The organism is Streptomyces sp. NBC_01237 (assembly GCF_035917275.1).
Taxonomy (GTDB): domain Bacteria; phylum Actinomycetota; class Actinomycetes; order Streptomycetales; family Streptomycetaceae; genus Streptomyces.
Genome location: NZ_CP108508.1, coordinates 1802980 through 1827873 on the forward strand (window position 1 = coordinate 1802980; position 24894 = coordinate 1827873).

General features: G+C 70.8%; 16 protein-coding genes. 3 read left to right on the plus strand and 13 right to left on the minus strand.

Annotated features, from left to right (window positions below):
* Nucleotides 1–166: 166 nt before the first annotated feature.
* Together OG251_RS08020 and OG251_RS08025 are read right to left on the minus strand one after the other, a co-directional pair.
* On the minus strand, nt 167–1165 hold the full coding sequence (locus OG251_RS08020) for a DNA polymerase Y family protein (RefSeq protein ID WP_326676499.1): 999 nt from the start codon (nt 1163–1165) through the stop codon (nt 167–169).
* Nucleotides 1162–4644 carry a DNA polymerase III subunit alpha gene (locus tag OG251_RS08025; RefSeq protein ID WP_326676500.1) on the minus strand — a complete coding sequence of 1161 codons (3483 nt, stop codon included), beginning with the start codon at nt 4642–4644 and terminating at the stop codon, nt 1162–1164. The genes OG251_RS08020 and OG251_RS08025 overlap by 4 nt, the downstream gene beginning before the upstream one ends.
* A gap of 173 nt (nt 4645–4817) precedes the next feature.
* Between OG251_RS08025 and OG251_RS08030 the strand changes: the two genes are divergently transcribed.
* Nucleotides 4818–5870, plus strand: a complete 1053-nt coding sequence (locus OG251_RS08030) for a DUF3533 domain-containing protein (protein WP_326676501.1) — start codon at nt 4818–4820, stop codon at nt 5868–5870.
* Here the strand turns inward: OG251_RS08030 and OG251_RS08035 are convergent.
* From OG251_RS08035 to OG251_RS08045, 3 genes are all read right to left on the minus strand, one after another.
* Nucleotides 5863–6474 carry a hypothetical protein gene (locus tag OG251_RS08035; RefSeq protein ID WP_326676502.1) on the minus strand — a complete coding sequence of 204 codons (612 nt, stop codon included), beginning with the start codon at nt 6472–6474 and terminating at the stop codon, nt 5863–5865. The genes OG251_RS08030 and OG251_RS08035 overlap by 8 nt on opposite strands.
* Nucleotides 6475–6727: 253 nt before the next feature.
* A complete protein-coding gene (adhE, locus tag OG251_RS08040; RefSeq protein ID WP_326676503.1) occupies nt 6728–9325 on the minus strand; it encodes a bifunctional acetaldehyde-CoA/alcohol dehydrogenase in 2598 nt (865 codons plus the stop codon).
* Between the two features lie 340 nt (nt 9326–9665).
* Nucleotides 9666–10751: a S1 family peptidase gene (locus OG251_RS08045; protein ID WP_326676504.1), complete on the minus strand. Its 1086-nt coding sequence runs from the start codon at nt 10749–10751 to the stop codon at nt 9666–9668.
* 376 nt (nt 10752–11127) lie between these two features.
* Here OG251_RS08045 and OG251_RS08050 point away from each other — a divergent pair, with 376 nt between their 5' ends.
* Nucleotides 11128–12012, plus strand: a complete 885-nt coding sequence (locus OG251_RS08050; RefSeq protein WP_326676505.1) for an alpha/beta fold hydrolase — start codon at nt 11128–11130, stop codon at nt 12010–12012.
* Between the two features lie 36 nt (nt 12013–12048).
* On the opposite strand, the gene fxsT is transcribed toward OG251_RS08050, so the two are convergent.
* The 5 genes from fxsT to OG251_RS08075 form a co-directional block, all read right to left on the minus strand.
* On the minus strand, nt 12049–15984 hold the full coding sequence (gene fxsT, locus OG251_RS08055; protein ID WP_326676506.1) for an FxSxx-COOH system tetratricopeptide repeat protein: 3936 nt from the start codon (nt 15982–15984) through the stop codon (nt 12049–12051).
* Nucleotides 15981–17327, minus strand: a complete 1347-nt coding sequence (gene fsxC / locus OG251_RS08060) for an FxsC protein (RefSeq protein ID WP_326676507.1) — start codon at nt 17325–17327, stop codon at nt 15981–15983. The genes fxsT and fsxC overlap by 4 nt, the downstream gene beginning before the upstream one ends.
* 91 nt (nt 17328–17418) lie before the next feature.
* A complete protein-coding gene (fxsBH, locus tag OG251_RS08065; protein ID WP_326676508.1) occupies nt 17419–19725 on the minus strand; it encodes a radical SAM/SPASM protein FxsBH, inactivated beta-hydroxylase extension form in 2307 nt (768 codons plus the stop codon).
* Nucleotides 19726–19755: 30 nt separating this feature from the next.
* Nucleotides 19756–19920 (minus strand): FxSxx-COOH cyclophane-containing RiPP peptide, encoded by a 165-nt coding sequence (gene fxsA, locus OG251_RS08070; RefSeq protein ID WP_326676509.1) that lies wholly within the window; start codon nt 19918–19920, stop codon nt 19756–19758.
* Nucleotides 19921–20348: 428 nt separating this feature from the next.
* Nucleotides 20349–21005, minus strand: coding sequence for a hypothetical protein (locus OG251_RS08075; RefSeq protein ID WP_326676510.1), 657 nt, complete (start codon nt 21003–21005; stop codon nt 20349–20351).
* Nucleotides 21006–21362: 357 nt separating this feature from the next.
* Here OG251_RS08075 and OG251_RS08080 point away from each other — a divergent pair, with 357 nt between their 5' ends.
* Complete coding sequence (locus OG251_RS08080) at nt 21363–22262, plus strand: DUF4231 domain-containing protein (RefSeq protein ID WP_326676511.1); 900 nt, start codon at nt 21363–21365, stop codon at nt 22260–22262.
* A 27-nt stretch (nt 22263–22289) separates the two neighbouring features.
* On the opposite strand, the gene OG251_RS08085 is transcribed toward OG251_RS08080, so the two are convergent.
* The 3 genes from OG251_RS08085 to OG251_RS08095 form a co-directional block, all read right to left on the minus strand.
* On the minus strand, nt 22290–22769 hold the full coding sequence (locus tag OG251_RS08085) for a hypothetical protein (RefSeq protein WP_326676512.1): 480 nt from the start codon (nt 22767–22769) through the stop codon (nt 22290–22292).
* 133 nt (nt 22770–22902) lie between these two features.
* Nucleotides 22903–23817: a S1 family peptidase gene (locus tag OG251_RS08090; RefSeq protein WP_326676513.1), complete on the minus strand. Its 915-nt coding sequence runs from the start codon at nt 23815–23817 to the stop codon at nt 22903–22905.
* A gap of 250 nt (nt 23818–24067) precedes the next feature.
* Nucleotides 24068–24892 (minus strand): DUF1684 domain-containing protein, encoded by an 825-nt coding sequence (locus tag OG251_RS08095; protein WP_326676514.1) that lies wholly within the window; start codon nt 24890–24892, stop codon nt 24068–24070.
* Nucleotides 24893–24894 lie beyond the last annotated feature (2 nt).

Sequence of the window (24894 nt, forward strand, 5' to 3'; positions counted from 1 at the left end):
GCGCCCTGCGGCCCGGACCACAAGTCTTCTGTCGCTCTTCCTTCGGTCTCTCTTTTTTTCGTGCTCATGCCAAATTACGCACGAGTAAGGTCGAGAGGGAAGTTACGCGTCGGTAAAAACTGCTGCCGCACCACCGCGGGCCGCACCGGGCGGACATCACGGCACGTCAGGCGGCGAGCCGCCCCGGCTTCACCGCCTGCGGCCCGAACTTCGCCCGCAGCCGGTCCGACACCTCCTCGATCCGGCGCGCCCGCTCGTCCGCCGGATCGAGGCTGAGCTGACAGGACGCCCTTTCCGCGTCGCCGAGCCCCTCGGCCCGCAGCGCGATCCCCCGGACCCGGGCCCGTTGCAGGCCGAGCGAGTCCTGGATCCGGTACGCGAGCGCGGTGAGCGCCGCCGAGTGGGCGGTGGGCTCCCGGAGCGTACGGCTGCGGGTCAGCGTCGCGTAGCCGGTCCGGTCGGCGTACCGCACGGAGACCGCGAGCGCACGGCACACCTGCCCCTCGGCGCGCAGCCGGGCGCCGAGCTCCTCGGTGAGCGAGAGGAGCGCGCGGCGGTGCCGTTCCCGGTCCAGTTCGTCGTGCGGGAAGGAACGTTCGGCGGCGATGGACCGGGCGGCGGCGTTCGGCAGGACCCGGGTGCGGTCGATGCCGTTCGCCCGCTCCCACAGCTCACGGCCGGTCCGCACCCCGGTGATCCGCTGCAGGGTGGCGAGCGGCGCCGCGGCGATCCGGCCGACGGAGTCGAGCCCGTATCCGCACAGGGTGCGTGCCGTCGCCGCCCCGACCCCCTCCAGCGCGGCGGCCGGCAGGGGCGCGAGGAACGCGGCCTCCTGGCCGCCGGGCACCACGAAGGTCGCGCCGGGCGCCGCCCGCCGCGCCGCCATCCGGGCCGGCATGGGGGTGCGGGCCGCCCCGATCGCGCATTCCACGCCGTGCAGGGCGAGCGCCCGGACCCGGATCACCGCGGCCAGGCCCGCCGCGTCCTGCCCGAAGTAGCGCAGCGCGCCGCTCACATCGGCGAGCGCCCCGTCGGGCGGTGCGGCCTCGACGACCGGGGTGAACGCGCCGAGGAGGGCGAGCATCCCCTCGTAACCGGCGCTGTCCACCGGCCCGCCGCCGATCCGGCGAAAGCGCAGGCACAGAACCGTCTCCCGGTCACTCATCCCGCGCTCCCGGGGCTCCGGTGCCACAACTTCCTTCCGGTGGGGGCCCCTTCGCCGGGCGGCTGGAGGTCGGACCAGGGATTCATCTCGTAGCCGGTGGACAGCTGGATACGCCGGCCGCCGGCGCCCCCGGGGGCCGCCTCCTCCGAAGCGGTGTCCTCGTCCGGCACCTCCGCCAGCCGGGCCGCGACCGCGTCGAGTCCGCCGGTGCGGCGCAGCTCCGCCAGTTCCGCCAGGTTCCAGGCCGCGGCACCGACCACGCTCAGGCTCCGCGGGCCACGCCGTTGCACCACACCGCGCACCAGCAGCAGCCAGGAGTGGAAGACCGTGTGCGCGCAGGCCGCGTGGCTGTCGTCGAAGAAGGCCAGGTCCACCAGGCCGGTGCCGTCGTCCAGGGTGGTGAAGATGACCCGGCGCCCGGAGCGGACCGGCGGGGTCTGGGTGGCCGCCTTGGCGCCCGCGACCAGCACCGTCTCCCCGTGCCGTGCCTCCCGCAGCCGCTTGGCGGAGACCGCGCCCAGCTCCTCCAGGAAGGCATGGTGGTCCCCCATCAGATGGCGCGAGACATCCATGCTCAGCACACCGAGCTCGGCGCTGAGCCGCTCCGCGTCATTGAGGTCCGGCAGACCGATGGAGCCGGACTTCCGGCCCTCCCCCAGCGGGAGCTGGGCCCCGTGGGTGCCCGGTCCGGCGCTCCGCCGGGCGCGGTGGAGTTCGGAGAGGTGCAGCAGCAGATCGCGGCGGTTGGCGCCGAAGGCGTCCAACGCGCCCACCTGGGCAAGCCGTTCGGCCACCGGCCGGCCCGGCCGGGCACGCTGCCAGAAGTCCAGCAGCGAGGTGTACGGCTGCCCGGCCTCGATCCGGGCGACCTCCGCCTCGCTGATGCCGTGGACGTCCGGGAGCGCCAGCCGCAGCCCCCACTTCCCGGCACCACCCTCCTCACCGGACACCAGTTCGATTCGGTGAGCGGCAGCCGACCGGTTGACGTCCAGCGGCAGTACCGGCACTCCGCGCCGCCGCGCGTCCGCGAGCAGCAGCCGCTTCGGATACATCCCCGGGTCGTGGGTGAGCAGCCCGGCGTAGAAGGCCGCCGGATGGTGCGCCTTGAGCCAGGCCGACTGGTACGTCGGTACGGCGAAGGCGACCGCGTGCGCCTTGCAGAAGCCGTAACTGCCGAACGCCTCGATGATCTCCCAGGTACGGGCGATCACCTCGACGCCGTACCCCTTCGCCGCCGCCTGCCGCGCGAACCAGATCCTGATCCGGCCCTGCGACTCGGGGTCGGAGAGCCCGCGCCGCACCCGGTCGGCCTCGCCCCGGCCGCAGCCGGTCATGATGTCGACCATCTCGATGATCTGTTCGTGGAAGACGACCACCCCGTAGGTGTCCCGCAGCGGCCCTTCCAGGTCGGGATGCGGGTAGCGGACGGGCGCCCTGCCGTGCCGGGCCTCGATGAACGGCCGCACCATGTCGGCGGCGACCGGTCCGGGCCGGAACAGCGAGATGTCGACGACCAGGTCGTGGAAGGTGGCGGGCTGGAGCCTGCCGACCAGATCGCGCTGGCCCGGCGATTCGATCTGGAAGCAGCCCAGCGTCTCGGCGGTCCTGATCAGCCGGTACGTCTCCGGGTCGCCGGGCGGTACGGCATCGAGGTCCACCTCCTCCCCCGAGGCCCGCTTCACCTCCGTGACCGCGTGCGCCATCGCCGACTGCATCCGTACGCCCAGCACATCGAGCTTGAGCAGCCCGAGGTGCTCCACGTCCTCCTTGTCGAACTGCGCCATCGGGAAGCCCTCGCCGCTGGTGGGCATGACCGGGGTACGGCTCAGCAGCGTGGCGTCCGAGAGCAGCACCCCGCACGGGTGCATGGCGATGCCGCGGGGCAGCGCGTCCAGCGCCTCCACCAGTTCCCAGAGCCGGCCGTACCTCTCCTTGTGCCGGGCCACCTCCTTCAGTTCGGGCAGTTCCTCCATGGCGGCGCGGGCGTCGCGGGCCCGGATGTGCGGGAACGCCTTGGCGAGCCGGTCGGTCTCGGCCGGGTCCATGGAGAGCGCGGCCCCGACGTCCCGGATCGCGTGGCGCACCCGGTAGGTCTCGGGCATGGCGACGGTGGCGACCCGCTCGGCACCGAAGCGCCCGATGATCCTGCGGTAGACGTCCAGGCGGCGGGCCGACTCGACGTCGATGTCGATGTCGGGCAGCACGAAGCGCCGCTTGGACAGGAAGCGCTCCATCAGCAGCCCGTGCTCGACCGGGTCGGCGTGCGCGATCCCGAGGAGATGGTTGACCAGGGAGCCCGCCCCGGAGCCACGGGCGGCGACCCGGACCCCCATGTCCCGTACGTCGTCGACGACTTGGGCGACCGTGAGGAAGTACGAGGCGAAGCCGTGGTGGGCGATGATGTCCAGTTCGTGATGCATCCGCTCCCAGTGGTCGCGCCTGCGGTCGTACCCGCGCAGCACCATGCCCGCGGCGGCCCGGGAGGCCAGCACCCGCTGGGCGGTGCGCCGCCCGGCTCCGACGAGACGCGGTTCGGGGAAGTGGACGGCGCCGAGACCGAGGTCGTCCTCGGGGTCGACGAGACAGGCGTCGGCGGTGCGCCGGGTCTCCGCCAGCAGTCGCGCCCCGGCGTCGGGGCCGAGACCGGCGGCGGCGGTGATCCGCCCGGCGGTCTCCGCCATCGCGCGGGCGTCCTTGAGCCAGCGCTCACCACTGTCGAGGGGCGAGCGGCGCGGGTCGACGGGAACGAGCCTGCGGGCCGAGTCGAGCACATCGGCGACCGGGCCCTGCTCGCGGTCGGCGTACCGGACGGCGTTGGTCAGCACGGCCCGCACCCCTTGTTCGGCGGCGAAGCCGACGGTACGGGCGGCGAGCCGCAGCGATCCGGGTCCGGTGCCCTCGCGTCCGTGGTGGACGGCTTCGAGGCGCAGGTCGTCGCCGTACATCTCCCGCCAGGGCGCGAGCAGCGCGGCGGCCCGGTCGGGGCGGCCCGCGGCCAGCGCCCTGCCCACCTCGGAGGCGGGCCCGAGCAGCACGGTGAGCCCTTCGGCGGGCAGCGCGGGCCAGTCCACCAGGGGCGGCCCGCCCGCGGCGGACGGGTCCGCGGGTACGGCATGGGCGGCGGTGACGAGCCGGCACAGCTCCGCCCAGCCGCGGGCGCCGTCACGGGCGAGAAAGGTGACCCGGGGTGCGGATTCATCGACAAAGGCACCACCGCGGACGGGCGCGCGGAGCCGATGCGTACGACCCTCTTCCCTCGTACGCCGCGCCACCGCGAGGTCCGCCCCGAAGAGCGGCCGGATCCCGGCCTTCTCGCAGGCCCTGGCGAAACGGACCGTGCCCGCGAGGGTGTCGCGGTCGGTCAGCGCGAGGGCGTCCATCCCCCGCTCCGCGGCACGCCCGGCCAGCCGCTCCGGGTGCGAGGCCCCGTACCGCAGGGAGAACCCGGAAACGGTGCGCAGATGCGTGAACCCGGGCATCCGCACCTCCTGGACCGATCCGCTCTGTACTCACCACCCCCTGGCTCTCCACCATAGACCAAGTTCGAACACTCGTGCGATAACCGAGGGGCGAGGCACCCCTCCGACCGTTCCGTCAGCCATTCGGCCCTGCCCCACCTGCGTAAACAACGGGCCGCCCGGACCGTGGGGGCATGACTTTCGTCGACGAGGTGAAGAACGCCGTCACTCCACGGGCCGCCCTGCTCGTCATCGGGGTGCTCGGGCTGCAGCTGCTGTTCATCGCGTCCTACGTCGGGGCGCTGCACAAGCCGAAGCCGACCGATGTCGCGTTCGGGGTCGTGGCCCCCCAGCAGGTGTCCCAGCGACTCGTCACCCAGCTGGACGAGCTGCCCGGCGGCCCCCTGGACCCCCGCGAGGTCGGCGACGCCGCCGAGGCCCGCGAGCAGATCCTGAACCGCGACATCGACGGCGCCCTGATCGTCGACCCGGCGGGAAGGACCGACACCCTGCTGGTCGCCTCCGGCGGCGGCACCGTCCTGGCCTCCTCCCTGGAGAAGATCCTCACCGGGGTCGAGGCCACCCAGCGCCGGACCGTGCGCACCGTGGACGTGGCCCCCGCCTCCCGCGAGGACTTCGACGGGCTCTCGTCGTTCTACCTCGTCGTGGGCTGGTGCGTGGGCGGCTACCTCTGCGCCTCGATCCTGGCGATCAGCGCCGGCTCCAAGCCCGCCAACCGGCAGCGCGCGGTGATCCGGACCGGCGTCATGGCGCTGTACTCGATCGCGGGCGGGATCGGCGGCGCGATCATCATCGGACCGATCCTCGGCGCCCTGCCCGGCAGCGTGTGGGGCCTGGCCGGCCTGGGCGCGCTGGTCGTCTTCGCGGTCGGCATGATCACGCTCGCCCTGGAGGCGCTGACCGGCATCGTCGGCATCGGCCTGGCCGTCCTGATCATCGTCATCGCGGGCAACCCGAGCGCGGGCGGCGCCTTCCCGCTGCCGATGCTGCCGGACTTCTGGCGGGCGATCGGCCCCGCCCTGCCACCGGGCGCGGGCACCTGGGTGGCCCGCTCGATCGCGTACTTCAAGGGCAACGCGATCACCGGACCGCTGCTGGTGCTCTCCGCCTGGGCGGTCGTGGGTACGGTCTTCACCCTGCTGCTGTCGATGCGGCACAAGCCGGAGGCGGCCCCGCCCGGCCCGGCGCCCACGGCGGCGGCACCGGGCGGGTCGACCCTCACCTGAGCTTGTTCACGGCCACCCGGGTGGTCTCCTTGAAGGCGGCGACGGGCGGGTCGCCCCAGTTGCTCTCCCAGCTGACGATCGTCACGGTGTCGCCGTCGCGGCCCACCGAGACCAGCTGGTTCTGATACCCCCAGCCGCCCTGGAAGCCGATGCCGTAGACATGGGCGCCCTCCTCGGCGGCGACCGCGCCGTGGTCCCAGAACGTCACGGGACGGCTCGGCTGCTCCTGCTCCATACGCGCCTCGCAGCCCGCGATCGACGCCTCGGCCTGGGCGCCGAATCCGGCGGCCGCGGCCTCGGTGGGGAAGACCACGGACACCTGCGAGCCCCCGGCCGTCTCCGGGGTGCCGTAGGTGGCGTTCCAGACATCCCCCTCGGGCAGAACGAGCGCCTCCGCGCAGATCGCCTGGTACGGCCCCTCGGAGGGACCGGACGACCAGTACCACGCCGAGAAGGGATCCGGCGGCATGTCCGACGGCTCCAGGAACCCCGGCATCGCCGCCTCTGCCGCACCGGCGGCCGAGGCCGGCACCGCTCCCGTCACCAACGCCGCGGCGACGGCAGCCACCACGATCCCTCCGGCCGGACGACGTCCACGTCTCATCGCACTTCCCCCTGCGGGTGACGCGGCGCCCGCCCCTCGGGCGCCGACGCGATGAGCATGTGCCGATGCGGCCGGAGCGCACACCTTATGTGCACAGAAAGGCTGGATATGCACATGAGTTGTGCCGAATACCACCACTCTTCACGAGTTTCGCCCCGGACAGCAGGGCGCCCGGATGGCCGGAAATCCGAACGTCCGGATGCCCGGCGCCTGTTCGGCACCGGGCATCCGGACGGGGTACGCGGGTCTCCGCTCAGCTGCCGTAGTACGCCCGCCGCATCAGCCGGACCATGTCGTCGATCATCGGCATCCGCGGGTTGGCGGGGGCGCACTGGTCGGCGTACGCGTTCATCGCCTGCTGGGGCAGCGCCTCGATGAACGCCGTCTCGTCGACGCCCTCCTCGGCGAAGGACGCCGGGATCCCGCACTTGGCGCGCAGTTCCTCGACGGCCCGCGCGTAGGACTCCACGCCCTCGGCCGGGGTCGACGCGGGCAGCCCCAGCATCCCGGCGATCTCCTGGAACCGCTCCGGGGCCCGGTAGACCTCGGCCTTCGGCCACGGGGTGGCCTTGCCGGTGACCTGGCCGTTGTGCCGGATGACATGCGGCAGGAGCAGCGCGTTGGTGCGGCCGTGCGGGACGTGGAAGGTGTTGCCCAGGGTGTGGGCCATGGCGTGCACCAGGCCGAGGAAGGCGTTGGCGAAGGCCATCCCGGCGACGGTCGACGCGTTGTGCATCTTCTCCCGCGCCTCGGGGTCCCGCGCCCCGTCCACCACGCACCGCTCCAGGTTCCCGAAGATCAGCTTGATGGCCTGGAGGCAGAGCCCGTCGGTGTAGTCGTTGGCGTAGACGGAGACGTACGCCTCGGTGGCGTGGGTCAGCGCGTCGAACCCGGAGTCCGCGGTGACGTTCGGCGGCAGCCCCATCGGCAGCACCGGGTCGACGATGGCGACGTTCGGGGTGAGGGCGTAGTCGGCGAGCGGGTACTTCTGCGCCGCCGCCGGGTCGGAGATCACCGCGAACGGGGTGACCTCACTGCCGGTGCCCGAGGTGGTCGGGACGGCGACGAGCTGCGCCTTCTCGCCCAGCGAGGGGAAGGTGTAGGCGCGCTTGCGGATGTCGAAGAACTTCTCCTTGGTGTCCGCGAACTCGACCTCGGGGTGCTCGTACATCAGCCACATGATCTTCGCCGCGTCCATCGCGGAGCCTCCGCCGAGCGCGATGATCGTGTCCGGTTCGAAGTCGCGCATCAGCGCCGCCCCGGCCCGTACGGTCTCCAGCTCCGGGTTGGGCTCGACCTGGTCGATCACCTGGAGGGTCACCCCGGCGCCCGGACGGGAGTGCAGGATGTCGATGACCTTCTGTACGTAGCCCAGCCTGCCCATGGTCTTGTCGGTGACGACGGTGACCCGGCTCAGACCGTCCATCTCGGCGAGGTGGCGCAGCGCGTTGCGCTCGAAGTAGATCTTCGGCGGCACCTTGAACCACTGCATGTTGTTGTTGCGCCGTCCGATCCGCTTGATGTTGACGAGGTTGACCGCGGAGACGTTGTCGGAGACCGAGTTGTGCCCGTAGCTGCCGCAGCCGAGGGTGAGGGAGGGCAGGAAGGCGTTGTAGACGTCGCCGATGCCGCCGAAGGTCGAGGGGGCGTTGACGATGATCCGGACCGCCTTGACGCGCCTGCCGAACTCCTCGGCCAGCTCCTCGTCCTCGGTGTGGATGGCCGCGCTGTGTCCCAGCCCGTGGAACTCGACCATCCGGGCGGCGAGTCCGAGTCCGTGCTCGGTGGAGTCGGCCTTCAGGGCGGCCAGCACCGGGGAGAGCTTCTCCCGGGTGAGCGGTTCGCCTTCGCCCACCTCCGCGCATTCGGCGATGAGCAGCGAGGTGTTGTCGGGGACCTGGAATCCGGCCTGTTCGGCGATCCACTGCGGCGACCTCCCGACGACGTCCGCGTTCAGCTTCGCGCCGGAGCAGTTGGCGGCGAAGGCCGTGGTGCCGAAGACGAACTCCTCCAGCTTGGTCTTCTCGGCGGCGGTGACGACATACGCGCCCAGGCGCTCGAATTCCGCGAGGCCCTGGTCGTACACCTCGTGGTCGAGAATGACGGCCTGCTCGGAGGCGCAGATCATCCCGTGGTCGAAGGACTTCGAGAGCACGATGTCATGCACCGCGCGCCGGAGCCGGCCGCTTGCGGTGACATAGGCGGGCACGTTTCCCGCGCCGACACCGATGGCGGGCTTGCCGCACGAATAGGCGGCCTTGACCATGGCGTTCCCGCCCGTCGCCAGGATGGTGGAGACGCCGTCGTGGTTCATCAGGAGGCCCGTCGCCTCCATCGAGGGTTCCTCGATCCACTGCACGCAGTCCTCGGGCGCGCCGGCCGCGACCGCCGCGTCGCGGACCGTCCTGGCGGCCTCGGCCGAGCACCGCTGCGCGGAGGGATGGAAGGCGAAGACGATCGGATTACGGGTCTTCAGCGCGATCAGCGCCTTGAAGACGGTGGTGGAGGTCGGGTTGGTCACCGGGGTCATCGCGCAGACGACCCCGACCGGTTCGGCGATTTCGGTGATGCCGTTCACCTCGTCGCGGCTGATGACCCCGACGGTCTTCAGCCCTTCCATCGAATGCGTGACGTGCTCGCAGGCGAACAGGTTCTTGACGGCCTTGTCCTCGAAGATCCCGCGCCCGGTCTCCTCGACCGCCATCCGCGCGAGCTCGCCGTGCCGGGCGAGTGCCGCGAGCGATGCCCTCTTGACGATGTGGTCGACCTGTTCCTGCGTGAACGCCCCATAGGCGTCCAGCGCGTTCAGGGCCCTCTGGACCATTCCGTCCACCATCTCATCGGCCTTCATGGCAGGAACTCCTTCATCGAGTCTGTGTTCCTCCGCCCTTCCATTCGACACCGATGATCACTCGGAGGCTGTCGCCAAAGGCCCCGAACGCAGGGCCCAAAGTCCTTCACCGGGTGCACCATTCTCCCGGCGCACCTGCTCCCACCTGCGAAGACATCAAAGGACCAAAGCCCTACCCTGCCTTGTGAAAGATTTCACAAATAATCGCGCGGCTCCCCGGACCCGGGGTCCGAGACACGCCGGAAAGGCCCCCGGCTCAGCCGGGGGCCTCGGTGTTCCGCGTTGTTCCGCGTCGTCCCGCGCTATCGCGCGCTCCTGCGCATTGTTCCGCCGGGACCGGTCAGCCGATCTCGGCCCCGAAGGCGGCCAGCGCCTCCGGTACCGGCTGGAAGAAGGTCTCCCCGCCCGAGGAGCAGTCGCCGCTGCCGCCCGAGGTCAGACCGATCGCGGTGTCACCCGAGAAGAGCGAGCCGCCGCTGTCGCCCGGTTCGGCGCAGACCGTCGTCTGGATGAGACCGTTGACGATGTCACCGTTGCCGTAGTTGACCGTGGCGTCCACGGCGGTGACCTCGCCGTCGTGCACCTGGGTGGTGGAACCGCTGCGGGTCACCGACATGCCGACCGTCGCCTCGCCCGCCCGGGTGATCGGCTGGGTCGTCCCGTCGTAGAGGTCGACCTCGCTCGGGTGCTCCACCTCCGAGGTGTACTTGACCAGGCCGTAGTCGTTGTCCGGGAAGCTGGAGCCCTCGTTCGCCCCGATCTCCGCGCCGCCCTGCGAGTCCGACCAGCTGGTGACGGCCTCGGTGCAGTGCCCGGCGGTCAGGAAGTACGGAGCGCCGTCCTTGACCACGTTGAAGCCGAGCGAACAACGGGAGCCGGAGCCCCAGATCGCGTCGCCGCCCGCGATGAGGGGCTTGAACTCTCCTGCGGTCCTCCTCAGTTCGGCCTTCTCGCCGAGCCCGGCGACCACCGCGGAGACCTTGTCCCAGGCCGCACCGTCGACCGTGCGGTCGGCGGTGACGACCACCTTGTTGCTCACCGGGTCGACGGCCCAGGCGGTACCGGGCACCGCGGCCCGGTCGGTGAGGGTCGCGCGGGCGGACTTCAGCTCGGCGAGGGAGTTCCGTACGACCCTGGCCTCGGCACCCGCCTGGCGCACCCGCTCGGCGGCGGCCTCGTCGACCACGTTCACGACGAGGCTCCTCGCCCCGGCGTCGTAGTACGCGCCGGCCGTGTCACCGCCCAGGTCCTTGTCCAGGGTGGTGGCGAGCTTTCCGGCCGCGTTCGCGGTGAGCGTCCGCGCGGAGAACTGCGGCACATCGTCACTGGCGTTCGCAGTCTGAAACGTCATTCCCGCTGCGACCAGGGCGACGACGGCCGACCCGGTCACCGTCGCGCGCTTCCTGGATATGCGTCGATGCTTCAACTTCGACCTCCTGTGGGGCCGCGCACGGACAAGTGGGGTGCCCGTACACGGAGGATGGGGCCGCCCACTATGGCGAGGCCGCCGGACAGCGCACAAGACCGACGCCCGGACGCACACACGACACCGACACTTCGCCCCTTTCGCGTTCACCTACGGGAAGGGGATGCAACGGCCGTTCCATGTGCGAACACCCGTACAACCAGCGAACGTCTGCGGATACGGGCCGGGGCCCCCGCGGAATGCCCTGCTCAATACCTTCACGGTTCCTTCCGGCGAGGAGTCCCGGTCGCGCCCCTGATGGGTCATCATCGAAAAGGCAGCACACGCGGGCACACCGTGCCCGGACCGGCCGGGGAACCGAGCGGAGGAGGCACGGGTGCGAAGTCGGGTGCGCGCGGCGGACGGGCGGCATCTGATGGTGGAGCGCCTGGGTGATCCGCGCGGCAGACCGGTCTTCCTGCTCCACGGAATGCCGGGCAGCAGGCTGGGCCCCGCTCCCCGCGGCATGGTGCTCTACCAGCGCCACACACAGCTGATCGCCTACGACCGCCCGGGATACGGCGGTTCCGACCGGCACGCGGGCCGCCGGGTGATCGACGGTGTCGAGGACGTACGGGCGATCGCCGACTCGCTGGGGCTGGAGCGGTTCGCCGTCGTGGGCCGCTCCGGTGGCGCCCCGCACGCCCTGGCCTGCGCGGCGCTGATGCCGGACCGGGTCACCCGCACCGCCGCCCTGGTCGGCCTCGCCCCCTGGGACGCGGAGGGTCTCGACTGGTTCGAGGGGATGGCGGCGTCCAATGTGCTCGCCTACTCCACCGCTGCCGCCGACCCGGACGGGCTCGCGGAGTCCTTCATCATCCGCTCGGCGGAGATCCGGCAGAACCCCGTCCGACTCCTGGACGATCTGCGCCGGGAGCTGACCGACTCCGACCGGGTGGTGGTCAACGACGCCGGTATCCGTTCGATGCTGCTGCGCAACTACCGCGAGGGGCTGCGCACCTCGGCGTACGGATGGATCGACGACGCCATCGCCCTCTGCCGACCCTGGGGCTTCGATCCGGCGTCGATCACCGGACCCGTGATGCTCTGGCACGGGGAGAAGGACGTGTTCACCCCGGTCGGCCACACCCGCTGGCTGGCCGGACGGATCCCGGGGGTCACCGCCGTACTGGAACCGGCGGCGGCACACTTCGACGCACTGTCCGCGCTCCCCGGAATCCTCAACTGGCTGCTGGACGACCGGGAGCGCACGGACGCGTGAGCACGGCCGGGCCCGCCGCGGCGGGCCCGGTCCGGCTCACACCGTGAGCGGTTCCAGTTCGCGCCGGAACCGGCGCTCGTCACGGGCTATCCGGGTCAGCGGATGGTCGTCCCCGAGTTGCCGGGACAGCTCCGCGACCACCTCCGCACGCAGTTGCACCGCCTCGTCCTCGCGGCCCAGCGCGTCGAGGGTGACCGCCCTGTTCGAGATCATGGCCAGGGTCTCTGGGTGATGTGCCCCCAGGGCCTCCCGCAGCTGCGTGGTCAAGCGCTCCTCGGTCTCCAGCACCAGTGCGAGATTCCCCCGGTCCGCGGTCGTGCCGGCGAGATTCATCACGCAGAACAGGGTGTTGGGGTGCTCGCGGCCGAACCGCTCCCGCATCGAGGCGACCACCATCGTCAGCACCTTCTCCGACTGGTCCACCTCCCCGGTGCCCGACAGATAGATGCCGAGATTGTTCTGGGCCGCCAGGGTGTACGGGTGCTTCTCCCCCGGCACCTTCATGTACTGGTCGACGACCTCCTGGGCGGTGTCCCTGGCCTCGGCCGCCTCGCCCGCCGCGAACAGGTCCGCCGCCAGGTTGAGGTCGCAGGCCAGCGAATCGGGGTTGGCGATCGTGTACTTCGCCCGGTACCTGGCGCGGGTGGCCACCGTCAGCCGGTGGGCGTCCTCCAGCCGGCCCGCTCTGCGCAGCGACACCGCCAGGCTCTTCGCGGCGCTGAGCGTGGCGGGGAAACTCCGGCCGAGCGTGTGCTTGAAACTGTCGTACGTGCGGCTGAGCAGCCCCACGGAGTCCTCGTACCGTCCGACCTCGCGCAGGTCACGGGCCAGGTTCATCGCGGAGGAGAGACTGTACGGGTGCTCCGGGCCGAGCACGTCGGAGCGCAGGTCGTAGACGTCCTGGTCGATCTCGCGCGCCTTGGCGTACTGCCCGACGCTCCGCAGGTTCAGGGCCAGGTTGTTGGCCGCCGCCAGCGTCCTGGGGTGCGAGTCGTGGAAGATCTGGCTGAATCCGTCGCGGGCGTCGGTCGCCAGCTCGATCGCCTGCGTGTAGTCGCCGAGCAGCCCGAGGTCGATGGCCAGGCTGCTGGTGGTCATGTACGTGTGCGGGTGCTCCGGGCCCAGTACCTCCCGCTGCCGCTGGAGGGTGAACTCGTCGAGCTCCTTCGCCTCCACGTACCGTCCGCGCGTACGCAGGATGTTGGAGATGTGGAAGCAGAGGTAGAGGTACTGGAGATCCCGCTCCCCCAGCGTCTCCAGCCAGGTCTCGCGCAGTTCGCCCCCGAGGGTGGCCGCGGTCCGGACGTCTCCGCGCTTCCACAGGTAGCGCACCCGGTCGATCAGGAGCCTGCGGGCCTCCGGCTCCTTGCAGTTGCGCGCGTCGGACGGGCCGAGGTGGGGCCAGATGGTGGCGAAGGTCTGCCAGGTCTCCGGGTTGTCGATCGGCTCGTCGTCGTCGGGCCGCGCGCCCGCCAGGATGCGGTGCACCACATGCCGGGCCTCGCGCTGCTCCTCCTCGCTGAGCTGGGCCCTGATCACCGCCTGCACCAGGCGGTGCACCTGGATCGAGTTGGACACCTGGTCGACCTTGGCGAGGGCGAACCGGCCGATCTCCCGGATGACCCGGCCCAGCACCAGCTTCTCCTGGAGCGAGGAGTCGTACGGCTTCAGCGCCTCGATCATCTCCTTGCTGTAGAGGAGATTCGCGGAGATCGGCTCGGGAGCGAAGAAGGCACAGAGCTGGAGCAGCCGCACCGCCGCGGGCGAGCGCTCCTTCAGGCGGGCGATGGAGATGTTCCAGGTCGCGGCCACCGGCTCCGGGTAGCCGGCGGGCTGGTTGAGCGCGAGCACCTGGGGTGCCTGCTGGGCGAGCTGTTCCAGATAGGCGCCGATGGGAGTGGCGGTCTCCGCGATCCAGGCCGCCGCCTGCTCGACGGCGAGCGGCAGGTCACCGACGGCGGTGGCCACCTGGGCGGCGTCGTCGTCGCCGAGGCCCGGGGCGCGCCGCTGGAGGTGCTCGATGGACTCCTCCCGCAGGAAGACATCGACGGGCAGCGCGTCACCGTGCTGGGACCAGGTCTGGTTCCTGGAGGTCACCAGGATGTGGCCGGAGCCGCCCTGCGGGAAGTAGCGGCGGAGCTGTTCCGGGTCGTCGGCGTTGTCGAAGACCAGCAGCCAGCGGTCCGAGGGCACTCCGCGCCGCAGCAGGTCGACGGCCTCCTGCGAGGCGGCAGCCATGTCCTCGCCGCCCTGGGCACCGAGCCGGACGGCGAGTTCGGCCAGTGAGGCGACCACGTCGTCGGTCTGCTCGGACGATATCCACCACACCAGGTCGTAGTCGGCCATGAACCGGTGCACGTATTCCAGCGCCACCTGGGTCTTGCCGACGCCGCCGAGTCCGTACAGCGTCTGCGGCTGCGGCAGGACGACGGCCATGCCGCCGCCGAGCTGGTCGCGCATCCGCTCCAGGACGAGGGAGCGGCCGGTGAATCCGGGGTTGCGCGGGGGCGCGTTCCAGATCCTCGGCACGGTGCCGGGGAAGCGGGGCCCCGGTGACGTCCCGTCGACCAGCTGCACCGGCCGGTCCAGGGCCCGCATCAGGGCCGAGGTGGCGTGCACCTCGTCGAGGCGGAAGAGGTCGACGGGGTTGCGGTCGATGTAGGGCGCGCTGAGGCGTACGTCCCCGACCCTGAGGGGCAGCAGCTGGCGCCTGCCGCCGCCGGGGTCCTCGGCGACCGCTCTGTCCCACACGCCCACCGCGCGCTGTGACTTGAGGTAGGCGCTGGAGAGCAGGACGACGGTCCTGGCCGCGTTCTCGGCGGTGACGGCGACGGGTTCCTGCGGGCCCCGTTCGGCGGAGACGTCGCGCGGGACGACCCGGAAGCCGGCCCGGGTGAGGACGGATTCGATCCAGTCGGCCCACATCCGGTTCTCCGCCACATAGCTGAGGAAGAGGTCGGCGGGCAGTGCGGGCCTGCGCCGGGTGAAGGCGTCGCGGATCCGCAGGCGCACCTCTTCACCCACCGGGGGCATGGAGGTGATCTGCCGGTCGGTGAGGACCGTGGTGAGCCGTTCGAAGGCGGAGAGCAGCGAGTTGGTGAGCCCGGCCTCGTCCCCGAAGGTGGCGAGCGTCTCCTCGTAGGCGTAGTAGGGGCGGTACGGAATCTCCACCGCGCCCCAGTAGGCGGTGAGTTCGTCACCGGACAGGTCGCGCGGCAGCCGGTCGAACTTGAGCCGGGCGAGTGCGCGTCCGGCGTCGGCCTTCTCCTTCTCGCCCTCGTCGATGCGCATCGGGACGGGGAAGATGGAGATGGGGCGGCCGGTGTAGCGCTCGGAGATCTGCCGGGCGACGGAGGCCGCGCCGTCGATGGACTGGTCGCTGAGGGTGAAGCAGTCGACGAGCACGTCCGGGAGGTGGACGGTGCAGATGTCGGCGATGTCGCTGAGCCCGGTACGGCTGTCGATGAGGACGTAGTCGTAGTTGGCCTTCATGTCCTCGCGCAGGGCGTCGAAGAAGTGGCCGCCGCCGAGCCGGTCGTAGAAGTTGTCCCAGTCGAAGGTGGAGACGGTCGCGGAGTACTCGCGGTTCTGCCGTCCGGCGGAGACGAAGTCGAGGGTGCCGCCCTGCGGGAATGCCCAGCCCAGCGCCTCGGGGGTGAGGGAGACCGCGTGCGGCTGGATGCGGGCGTAGTCGCGGTGCCAGTCGTCGGACCGCTGGGCGGGGCTGGTCGCGGCCCACGCGTACTCGGTGATCAGGTCGATCACACCGGTGGTGGCACCGAGGGTGGAGGGGTCGAGGAAGGGGTGGAAGAACCGGTGGAGACCGGGCGCCTCCAGGTCCCAGTCGACGGCCAGTACCCGTTTGCCGTTGGCGGCGAGGATCCAGGCGGTGTTCGCCAGGGCCATCGTGCGGCCCGTTCCGCCCTTGTACGAGTAGAAAGTGACGATGCGCCCGTCACGACCGGCTGTCATACGTCCTCCGCTTGCGTCGCAGGGTCGTTCGGGTCGGGTAGGAAGCTGGTGTTGCCCATCGGCCCCATCAGTCGCGTCCGTTCGCTGTGTCCTCCACCGGTGGCCGGCGGATAGGCCGTCGCGTGCCGCAGATACTGCTGGGCGGCCACCTCGACCACCTGGGGCAGGACCTGCCCGAATGCCTCCATGCTCGGCACTCCTTTGGCCGCGGCGCGGCAGAAGGCCCGTCCCTGCCGCATTTTCGCCGGCATCGTCTGTTCGAGTTTCTCGGTCAGTTCGGCCTCGGCCGCCCGGCTCTGGTGGTCGTCGCGGTTCCACGGGACGACCATGGTCACCCAGGGCCGGTTCTCGGCGTCGAAGGCGGCGAGCCGACGCCGCCGGTCCTCGTCCTGGAGGGCCCAGCGGTCGACGAGCAGGATCTCGGGGGTACTGGGCGGCTGTTTGCCCTCCTGGTGCCCGGACTCCTCGTCGAACGAGGAGATGGCGGCCTGGTAGTTGAGCGAGCGCACCAGCTCCTCGGCGACATAGGCGAGCGGTCTCGCGGCGGCCGGGTGGTAGGGGTTCCACTCCTGCGGGTTGTCTCCGTAGTAGTCGGAGTTCCGCCCTTCGGGGAGGTCGTGGCGTGTGGGAGCGCAGATGGTGATCCGCATCGGGCGGGGGGCGCCCACCCCGCTGCTGGGCGAGCCGAAGGCACTGGGGGCGATGCGGTAGTCGACCGGTCGTCCGGTGTCGATGCGCACGGTGTCGGCGACGCTGACGATGCGCTTGGCCAGTTCGTAGACGGCCCGTTCGTAGTCCTGGTGGAACAGCCTGAGTTTGATCAGCCCGTAGAGTCCGTCGCTGACGTAGCGGTCTCCGAAGTCACGGTGATTGAACTGCAACCGCTCGGCCGATCCGGGCAGTTGGCTGGGGGGCACCGGAACCCAGAGCGCCGGTACGATCGCTTCGGCCGGCTGGTTCGAGCGGGCCCGGTGATGGATGGCGCGCTGTTCGAACGCGTACCACTCCTTGCCGCACATCTCGCTGGCGAAGTAGCGCGGTGAGAACAGGGGGACGAACACCCGGCAGGTGGCGAGCACTCCGCCGAGCCGTTCCGACCAGCCCTCACCGGAGCGTATCTCCCGGTCCATGAACCCCGCGGGCGCGCCCGCGGGAAGATCGGTCATGGCCATCACATGGCCGCACAGATCCTGAAAAAGCCTTTCGACCCACATATCGGGGTCCGTTCCACCGCCGTACCCCGGTGTGTGTGCGTAACTCAGAAAGAAGTACGGCCGATGGTCCGCCGCTCGCTGCTGCGTCGATGCGTGCACACGACCCCCGTCCTGTGTGAGCACTCGCATCCGAGGAGTAGGGAAAGAATGCGAGCGAATTCATCATTCCGGAGCAGACCATGCTCCACCCCCCTGGCGTTCGGTCATTGAACGCCGCTTTTCAGTCAACCGTCTCCCAGTTCGGCACATGTTTTTCCTGATCAAGAACAGGCTTGCGACTGTTCCCCCCAGATGTCCCGTGTGTACCGCTGATCTCTTTACGGACTACGGCCAGCAGCCGCTTTCCGTCGACGGTCGGTTCGGCAGCTTTTTCGATCATGTCGAGTGCTTCTGGTACGCCCTGGAGGAACTGTGGTGCGAAGAGGCCGAGTCCCACCCGTTCGAAGGTCTCCGCCAGCAATCGGGAGAAGGGAACGGACTCTTCCCGCCAGGGCAGCCAATGATCCCAGGAACCGTCCGACGCGTATAGATCCGTGACTTCGGCCAGCGCGCGCAGTTTCGCCCGCCGGAATCCGCCCAGCAGTGCGAGCGCCAGTTCCCGGGCGTCGTTCGCCGTGCCGATTCCGAGCGCCCCGTAGCCGTGCCGCCCCGCGGCGGCCCCGGCCGCGGCCAGCGGGGTCAGCGTGGTCAGCGTCGCCGCCGCCTCGGCCGCCTGCTCCGGTACGGCCTCCTCCAGCAGCGCCCACGCGGCGGCGAGGCGTGCGCCCCAGGCGTCGGCCTCGGCCCGCCCGAGCCGCGGTGCGACGGGGGCGCCGAAGCAGTCGCGGTACGGGTCGAGATCGTCGAGCACGAAGGCGGGCACCCCGGCCGCCTCCACCCGGCGCACCGGCTGCCAGTGAGTGTTGTCGTCGGCACCGCGCGGGACCCGCAGCTCCGGGTGGCCGCCGGGCCCTTCGCCGCGGACCGCGAACCCGTCGCCGGTGGCGCGTACCAGAGCCGTACCCCGGTCCCCCGGCCCGCCGATGCGCACGGCGCCCAGGGTGGGCAGGAAGAGCCGGCCGTCCCGGTAGTCCACCGGGACGGTCAGGTCGAGTCCGGCGAGCACGGCGGCGGCGGCCACCGACGAGGCCAGCCGCTCCGCGGCCCGCCCGGCGTCGGGCCGCCCGTCGCGCACCCCCTCCAGCGCGTCCAGCAGCCGGCCGCGGGTGAACGGATGGGCCAGCACACCGTCCAGTGCGGCGGCGCCCGCCGCCGTCCCCTCGGCCCGCGCCGCCAGTTCCCACGCCCGGTCCCAGCTCTCCCCGCCCCGCCCGCCGAGGTCCTCGTTGAGCACCGCGAGCAGGGTGCGCGTCAGGTCCTGCTGCGCCGCGAGGAGTTCCTGCGGCTCGGAGACCGCGGGCGACCCGGTGGCCGCCGCCGTGCGCTCCTCGATGCCCTCCACGAGCGCCTTCAGATCCGCGCAGTAGACCGAGGGGTTGTCGAAGGCGCTGTCGGAGCGGTAGCGGTGGGTGTAGAGCCCGCCGCCGCACGACCGTACGACGGGGCAGCTCCGGCAGGTGTCGCTGACCCCCGCCAGACCGAGCTGCCGCGCCCGGACGCCGGGGTGGGCGGCCACCTCGTCGAAGGAGTTCGTGAACACGTCGAATCCGGTGGCCGCGGCCCCCTCGTAGGCGCTCTTGAGGGAGTCGACCTGTTCCAGTTGCCCGTCGGTCTCGACGACGACCAGATCGGTGGGGGCCAGTCCGAGGGACTCGGTCAGGCTGGGGCCGCCGCTCAGGCTGGACAGGACCGAGGAGAAGATCCGCACCGGCACCGGCCTGCCCTGCTCCGTCCAGCGGTCGAAGATCGCGAGGAGCCAGTCGGCGTAGGCGGTGGGTGATCCGTCCGGGCGTGGCGGGGGGTCGTCCCAGGTGGCGTGCGGGAGGAGGAAGTCGACGAGCGGCGGTTCGAGCTCCGCGAGTGCCTCGTACACCGCGACGGGGTCGTTGTGGATGTCGACGGTGCACAGCAGGCCGAGGTTGAGATGGCGGTACCGCTCCTGCTGGAGCAGCTCGACGGCCTTGAGGACCTGCGGGTGGCTGGTGCGTCCGTTCGCGAAGCGGCGGTGCCGGTCGTTCGCCGTACGGTCCCCGTCCAGCGAGATCCCGACCTTGACGCCGAACTCGTCGAAGAGGTCGAGGTATCGGGGGCTGAGCTGGACGCCATTGGTGTGAATCCGCAGGTCCAGCTCAGCGATGCCGTGCATAGCTGAGCCGAGCTCCTCGCAGACACGGCGCAGCCGCGCCGGTCCTGCCAGAAGCGGTTCTCCACCGTGCAGGATCACTGAAAGGGAAGAGAGCGCATGAGTCGCCGCATGCTCGGCCAAGCGTCGGGCGGTCCAGGAAATAGCGTCGTCAGAGATTGTTCTCGGGCGGGTACGCCAGCTCTGATCTGCATGTTCGTAGACATAGCAATGGTCACAGGCGAGATCGCACCGGCTGTGCACCTTGAGCACGATTTCGCGAAAGGGGACCAGGGGTCCTGTCATTCCCCCAGTCTAGCCACCTGTCGGTCCGGTTCAGAGCGCCGAACTGAAGTTCGAAGTACGCGTGTTGCGGCCCGTGGACGCGCCGAATACGCGGCTGACCTTCCTGGTGGTGTCGACGTCCCGGACGTCGATCTCGGTGAGCGGTGCACGACTCTTCGCATTGGCGAAGGCGGGGGAGGATTCGTAGATCTTCACGGCCGTCCTTGATGGATTGTTTCCGGACATTTGAATGCCACCGGTATCTGCATAATTGCAGCGTCCGGCGGCATGACTTTACTCCCATCCGGCCCCTCACACACGCTGACCGGCCTGCCATTGACGCCCCGGATCCTCAGGCGGAACATCGTGCGCGCTGGACCGGCCGGGTGAGGTGGGAACCCGCAGGCGGCAGGGGTGGGAGCGGGTCGGACAGGAGTGACGGGGAACACGGCCCGGCGGGGCCGTGCGCGGACCCGGACGAGGTCCACGCACGGACCGCCGCGGCGCGCAACTCCCGGATTGCCGGGTGTCCCGGAATCACACCTCCCGGTACCTCGCCCGGCAATGTCCCTCCGCGACCGTCCCGTTGGCCCCGCGAACACTCCCCCGCACCGGTCCCGTCCGCGAACGGACCCCGGCCGCCCTCAGTCGACCGGAGCGTTGTGGCCCGCCCGCGCGCCGCGCACGCAGTCCAGGATCCGTTCATGGCTGTCCCCCACCACGTCGGTCACCCTGACGCGCACGTACAGCGCCTCGACCTGCTCGACGAATCGCTGCGAGAAGGCGCCCACCAGGACCGATTCGTACCCTCCGGTGCCCACCAGGGGGAATCCCGGGCCGAAGGCGATGAGCTGGAAGTCCTCGGTGACGAGCAGACCGGACGCCGTCAGTTCGCTCAGGACGTCGGAGACATCGGTCCACGGCGCGTCGGCGGCATCGGGTTCACCTCGGCGGACCAGCCGGCAGTCCCAGCTCTCGATGACCGCGATGTGCTGACCGCCGTTGAGTACGCCCACGCGCCACGCGGACCGGTCCCCCTTCAGCAGGCCCTTCGTCCAGGCCCCCCGCCAGCCGAGGTACGGACGCACCGTACGGGCGTACTGGGCCCTGGCCAGGACCGCGCCGGCGGCGACGGCCAGCAGGCTGCCCAGCGCCTCCATGTCGAGCAGTTGCAGACGCCAGGGCCAGTCGGTGCGCGCCTCGGCCGTGACATTGGCCCGGACCGCCTCCCAGATCAGTACGAGGGTCAGCAGACACAGCAGCACCAGGGGTGCGGTGAACAGCAGGGGGCTGCGGCGCACCCTGCGCTGGATGTCGGACAGCGGTACGCCGCCGTCCCCGTCACTCCGGTCCGTCTGGATCGCCCCGCCCCCACCAAGAGGCGAGCCACCGGCACTCCCCCGGGCAACTCCCCTACCAGCCAGCACAGTTGTGTCACTTTCCCACTCTTCACGGGTACGCACGAGAGTGGCCGAATCACGTCCGGAAAACCCCCCGCGCCGAGGGGCGGCATTGCCGTCCCCGGTGGGCCCCCCTACTCTCGTGGCCCCGGCCGGGCGTGGACCTGTGAGGCGTGCCCTGACCGGCGGCGCGATCGAGCATGCTCATAACTGCAGACGGGGGTGAACATGACGGCGCTTCCCGGACCCCTTCGGTCCATGGTCTTCAGGAACGAGGACCTTCCCGCGCTCTTCCACCGCACGGACGCCATCGCCATCGCACGCCAGCGCGAAGCGGTCAACACCACCCGAGGCCAACTGGCCCTGCTCGTCGTGGGCACCGTGCCCGCCGCCCTCCCCTGGCACACCCGGATCGGCGGCTCCTTCCAACTGCTCGACGCCATAGGTGTGCTGGCCTACTTCGGCGTCCTGGTCACGACCTTCGCCGCCTCCCGCCGCAAGGCGAAGTCCCACTGGCAGCTCAACCGGTCCGCGGCGGAGTTCATCAAGTCGATCTGCTGGCGGTACGCGGTCCACGGCTCCCCCTTCGACACCACCGCCCCGCACCCGGAGGCGGTGTTCGCCAACCGGCTCGAAGAGGGACTTCAGGAGCTGCGGAAGGTGGGGTGGGCCGATCCCCGCGACGATCCGGACGACTCCGGCGGCGGTCTCATCACGGAGTCGATGCGCGAGTTACGGAACAAGGCCTTCACCGTGCGCAAGGAGACGTACATACGGGACCGGCTGATCGAGCAACGGCGTTGGTACCGCAGGCGCCAGCAGGTGTCGCGGCACGGAGCGCTCCTCTGGTCGAGCACCATAGCCGCGCTGACCACCCCCGCCCTGGTGCTCGGTGTGCTCCAGACGTTCGGGGCGGCGCGGTCCTTCGCCCTGACCGGGACGCTGTCCGCGGCCGCGGCCGCCTGTCTCGCCTGGAACGAGATGCGCCGCCACCACCCGCTGATCTCCGCGCACTCGCTGGTCGAGAAGGACCTGGAGTCCATGCAGGCCGCGATGGAGACCACCCTGACCGAACGGCAGTGGCCGGTCGCGGTCTTCGAGACCGAGCGGATCGTCTCACCGGAGCACACCGACTGGCTTGCCAGGCACCGAATGTGACGCTCCATCGGTCGGGTGCCGTCGACGTCAGGCGCGCTCCACGCCCTCGCGCCAGATGATGGTGACCGGCCGGCCGAGGGTACGGGCGTACGTCACGATGTCGCCCGTACCGCCCAGGCCCCTCGCCGGGCGGCCGTCCCAGACGGCGAGCAGCCGGTCGCAGTGGTCGGCGATGTAGGCACCCGCCGCGTAGTACGCCTCGTCGGTGGAGTGCGCGAAGTCCAGCCGGACCTCCTGGGCCGCGCGGGACTTGAGCATCCGGTAGCGGGCCAGGTCGGCTTCGTCGTCGAAGCACGCCTCGTAGTCGCCGCTGGGGATCACCGCCGTCAGCTTCGCCCCGAAGGCGAGCGCGAGGCCAGCGAAGAGCTGGTCCGCTCCGACCGCCAGGCTGGAGAGTGCTTCCATGGAACCCTGCGGGCCACGCAGTGCCGCCCGCATCCCGGCCAGCACATGCGCCTGGGCCTCCGCGGGGATGGAACGGTGACCGGTCACTCCGATGCGATTCACGGACCTGGAACCCCCTGCGTGTCTGCGCCCGACCGTCCTGACATCCTCTCAAAAGCCGCGGGTCGAGCGGGAGCCCCCGCCCGGAAAATCCGGACAGGGGCTCGCCATGTGGTACATCGGGAACGGGCCGGGGTCAGTAGACGCTGACGCCGTACGCGCTGAGTGCCTCGGTGACCGGCTGGAAGAACGTCGTACCGCCGGAGCTGCAGTTGCCGCTGCCGCCGGAGGTGAGACCGATCGCCCTGGTGCCGGAGTAGAGCGGGCCGCCGGAGTCGCCGGGTTCGGCGCACACGTTGGTGCGGATCATGCCGTAGACGATGTCCCCGCCGCCGTAGTTGACGGTGGCGTTGAGACCGGTGACCGTTCCGCCGTGGGTGCCGGTGGTGGAACCGCGGCGGGTGACGGACATCCCGACCGTGGCGTCGGCCGCGCTGGTGATGTCCTGGCTGCCGACCGTACCGTCCTTGACGATGGAGCTGTTGGTGTACTGCACGATGCCGTAGTCGTTGGTCGGGAAGCTGGATCCCGTGGTGGTGCCGAGCACGGTGGTGTGCGAGGAATCCGCCCACCAGGTGCCCGCGCCGTCGGTGCAGTGACCGGCGGTCAGGAAGTAGTAGGTGCTGCCGCTGCGGACGTTGAAGCCGAGGGAGCAGCGCCAGCTGTCGGCGTAGATCGCGTCGCCGCCGGAGATCAACTTGCTGAACTTACCGGGCGTGCGCTCGATCCGCAGGGCGCCCGCGTCGGCTCCCGCGGACTCCTTGATCTTCTTGATCTCCGCCTGGGAGACCGTGCTGTCGACGGTGACCAGGAGCCGGTTGGTCTTCGGGTCGATGTTCCAGGCGGTGCCGGCGACATCGGCGCCGAGGACGGCGTCGGCCGCCGCGGTCAGCCGCGAGGCGCTGTAGGTGCCGGTGGAGTCGGCGCTACCGGTGGAGTCGGCGGTGGCGGTGGGGACGGCGAGGGCGGCGACGGCGACGAGGCCCGCGAAGACGGCGGTGGCCCTGCTGCGTCTCGCGGTGCCCTTGGGGGTGGTGCGCTTGATCCTCACTTCTCGTTCCTCCCGAGGGGAATCGGGGGCCCTGCCTGTGGGGTGGCCGGACCCGTGAGGCGCAGTCGAGGAACACGTCCGACATTCCGGGCGCCGTGCTCCTGACAAGCGCTGCTCGGGAGTATCAGGGGGCGTCAAACAGCCGCGCAAGGGCGCGTTTTCGGCCGCGCGCGCGTCGCACACGGGTCGGCCCCGGCAGCTCGGTGGCTGCCGGGGCGGGAAGGGGACGCCCGTGTCCCGGTAGGACGGATCAGGCGTCGATACGGTTCCGCTCCCCCGCCGCGACGGCGGTCGTGAGGGTGTTGCCGGGCGGCGGGAACGGGCAGATGAAGTGGTCGGCGAAGGCGCAGGGCGGCAGCAGCGCGCGGTTGAAGTCGACGTTCACGCTGCCGTCCTCGGCCGGTGCGGCGGGCCGCAGGAAACGGAAGCGGTAACTCCCGTTTCCGCTGGTGGCGTCGGCGAATACGGCCCACAGCGAGCCGTCGGGCTCGACCGCGACCTGGAGCGTGTGCGCGGTGCCGTCCACCTCGAAGGCGATCTCACCGGCCAGTCCGAGACCCCGCTCGACCCCGTCGGCGTTCTCCACCCGGACGGTGCGGTCGGCGGCGTACGGGCGGAAGGTACCGGGCAGCGTCCAGCGCGCGTCGTACGTCGCCTCGATGGTCCGGAATGCCTGCCGGGCCGGAAAGTCCGGGTCGAAGTCACGGACCGCCCAGAGTCCCTCTCGCCGCAGCACGACCAGCCGCCGTCCGCCGAGCTCCAGCCGGGAGGAGTCGATCGGTCCACGGTCCGGTCCGAGCCTGATGTCCCCGGTCAGCGGCTTGCCGTCGACCGTGAGGCCGTCCGCCGGCGTGGCGGTGAGCACCAGCTCGTCGCCGTCCTCGCGCCAGTGCCCCGGGACGGCCGGAATTCGCCCTTCCGGGTAGTCGGAGAGCCAGTGGGTACCGGCCAGGGAGAGCGGACCGTACGGTGCCGCCACCGCGACGACGCGCTCCTCGTGCCAGCTCTGCCAGTCCTGCCGGGCGTCCCGGTCCTCCTGGCCTTCCTGCGGGTTGTGCTGTGCGTCCGTGCTCATGC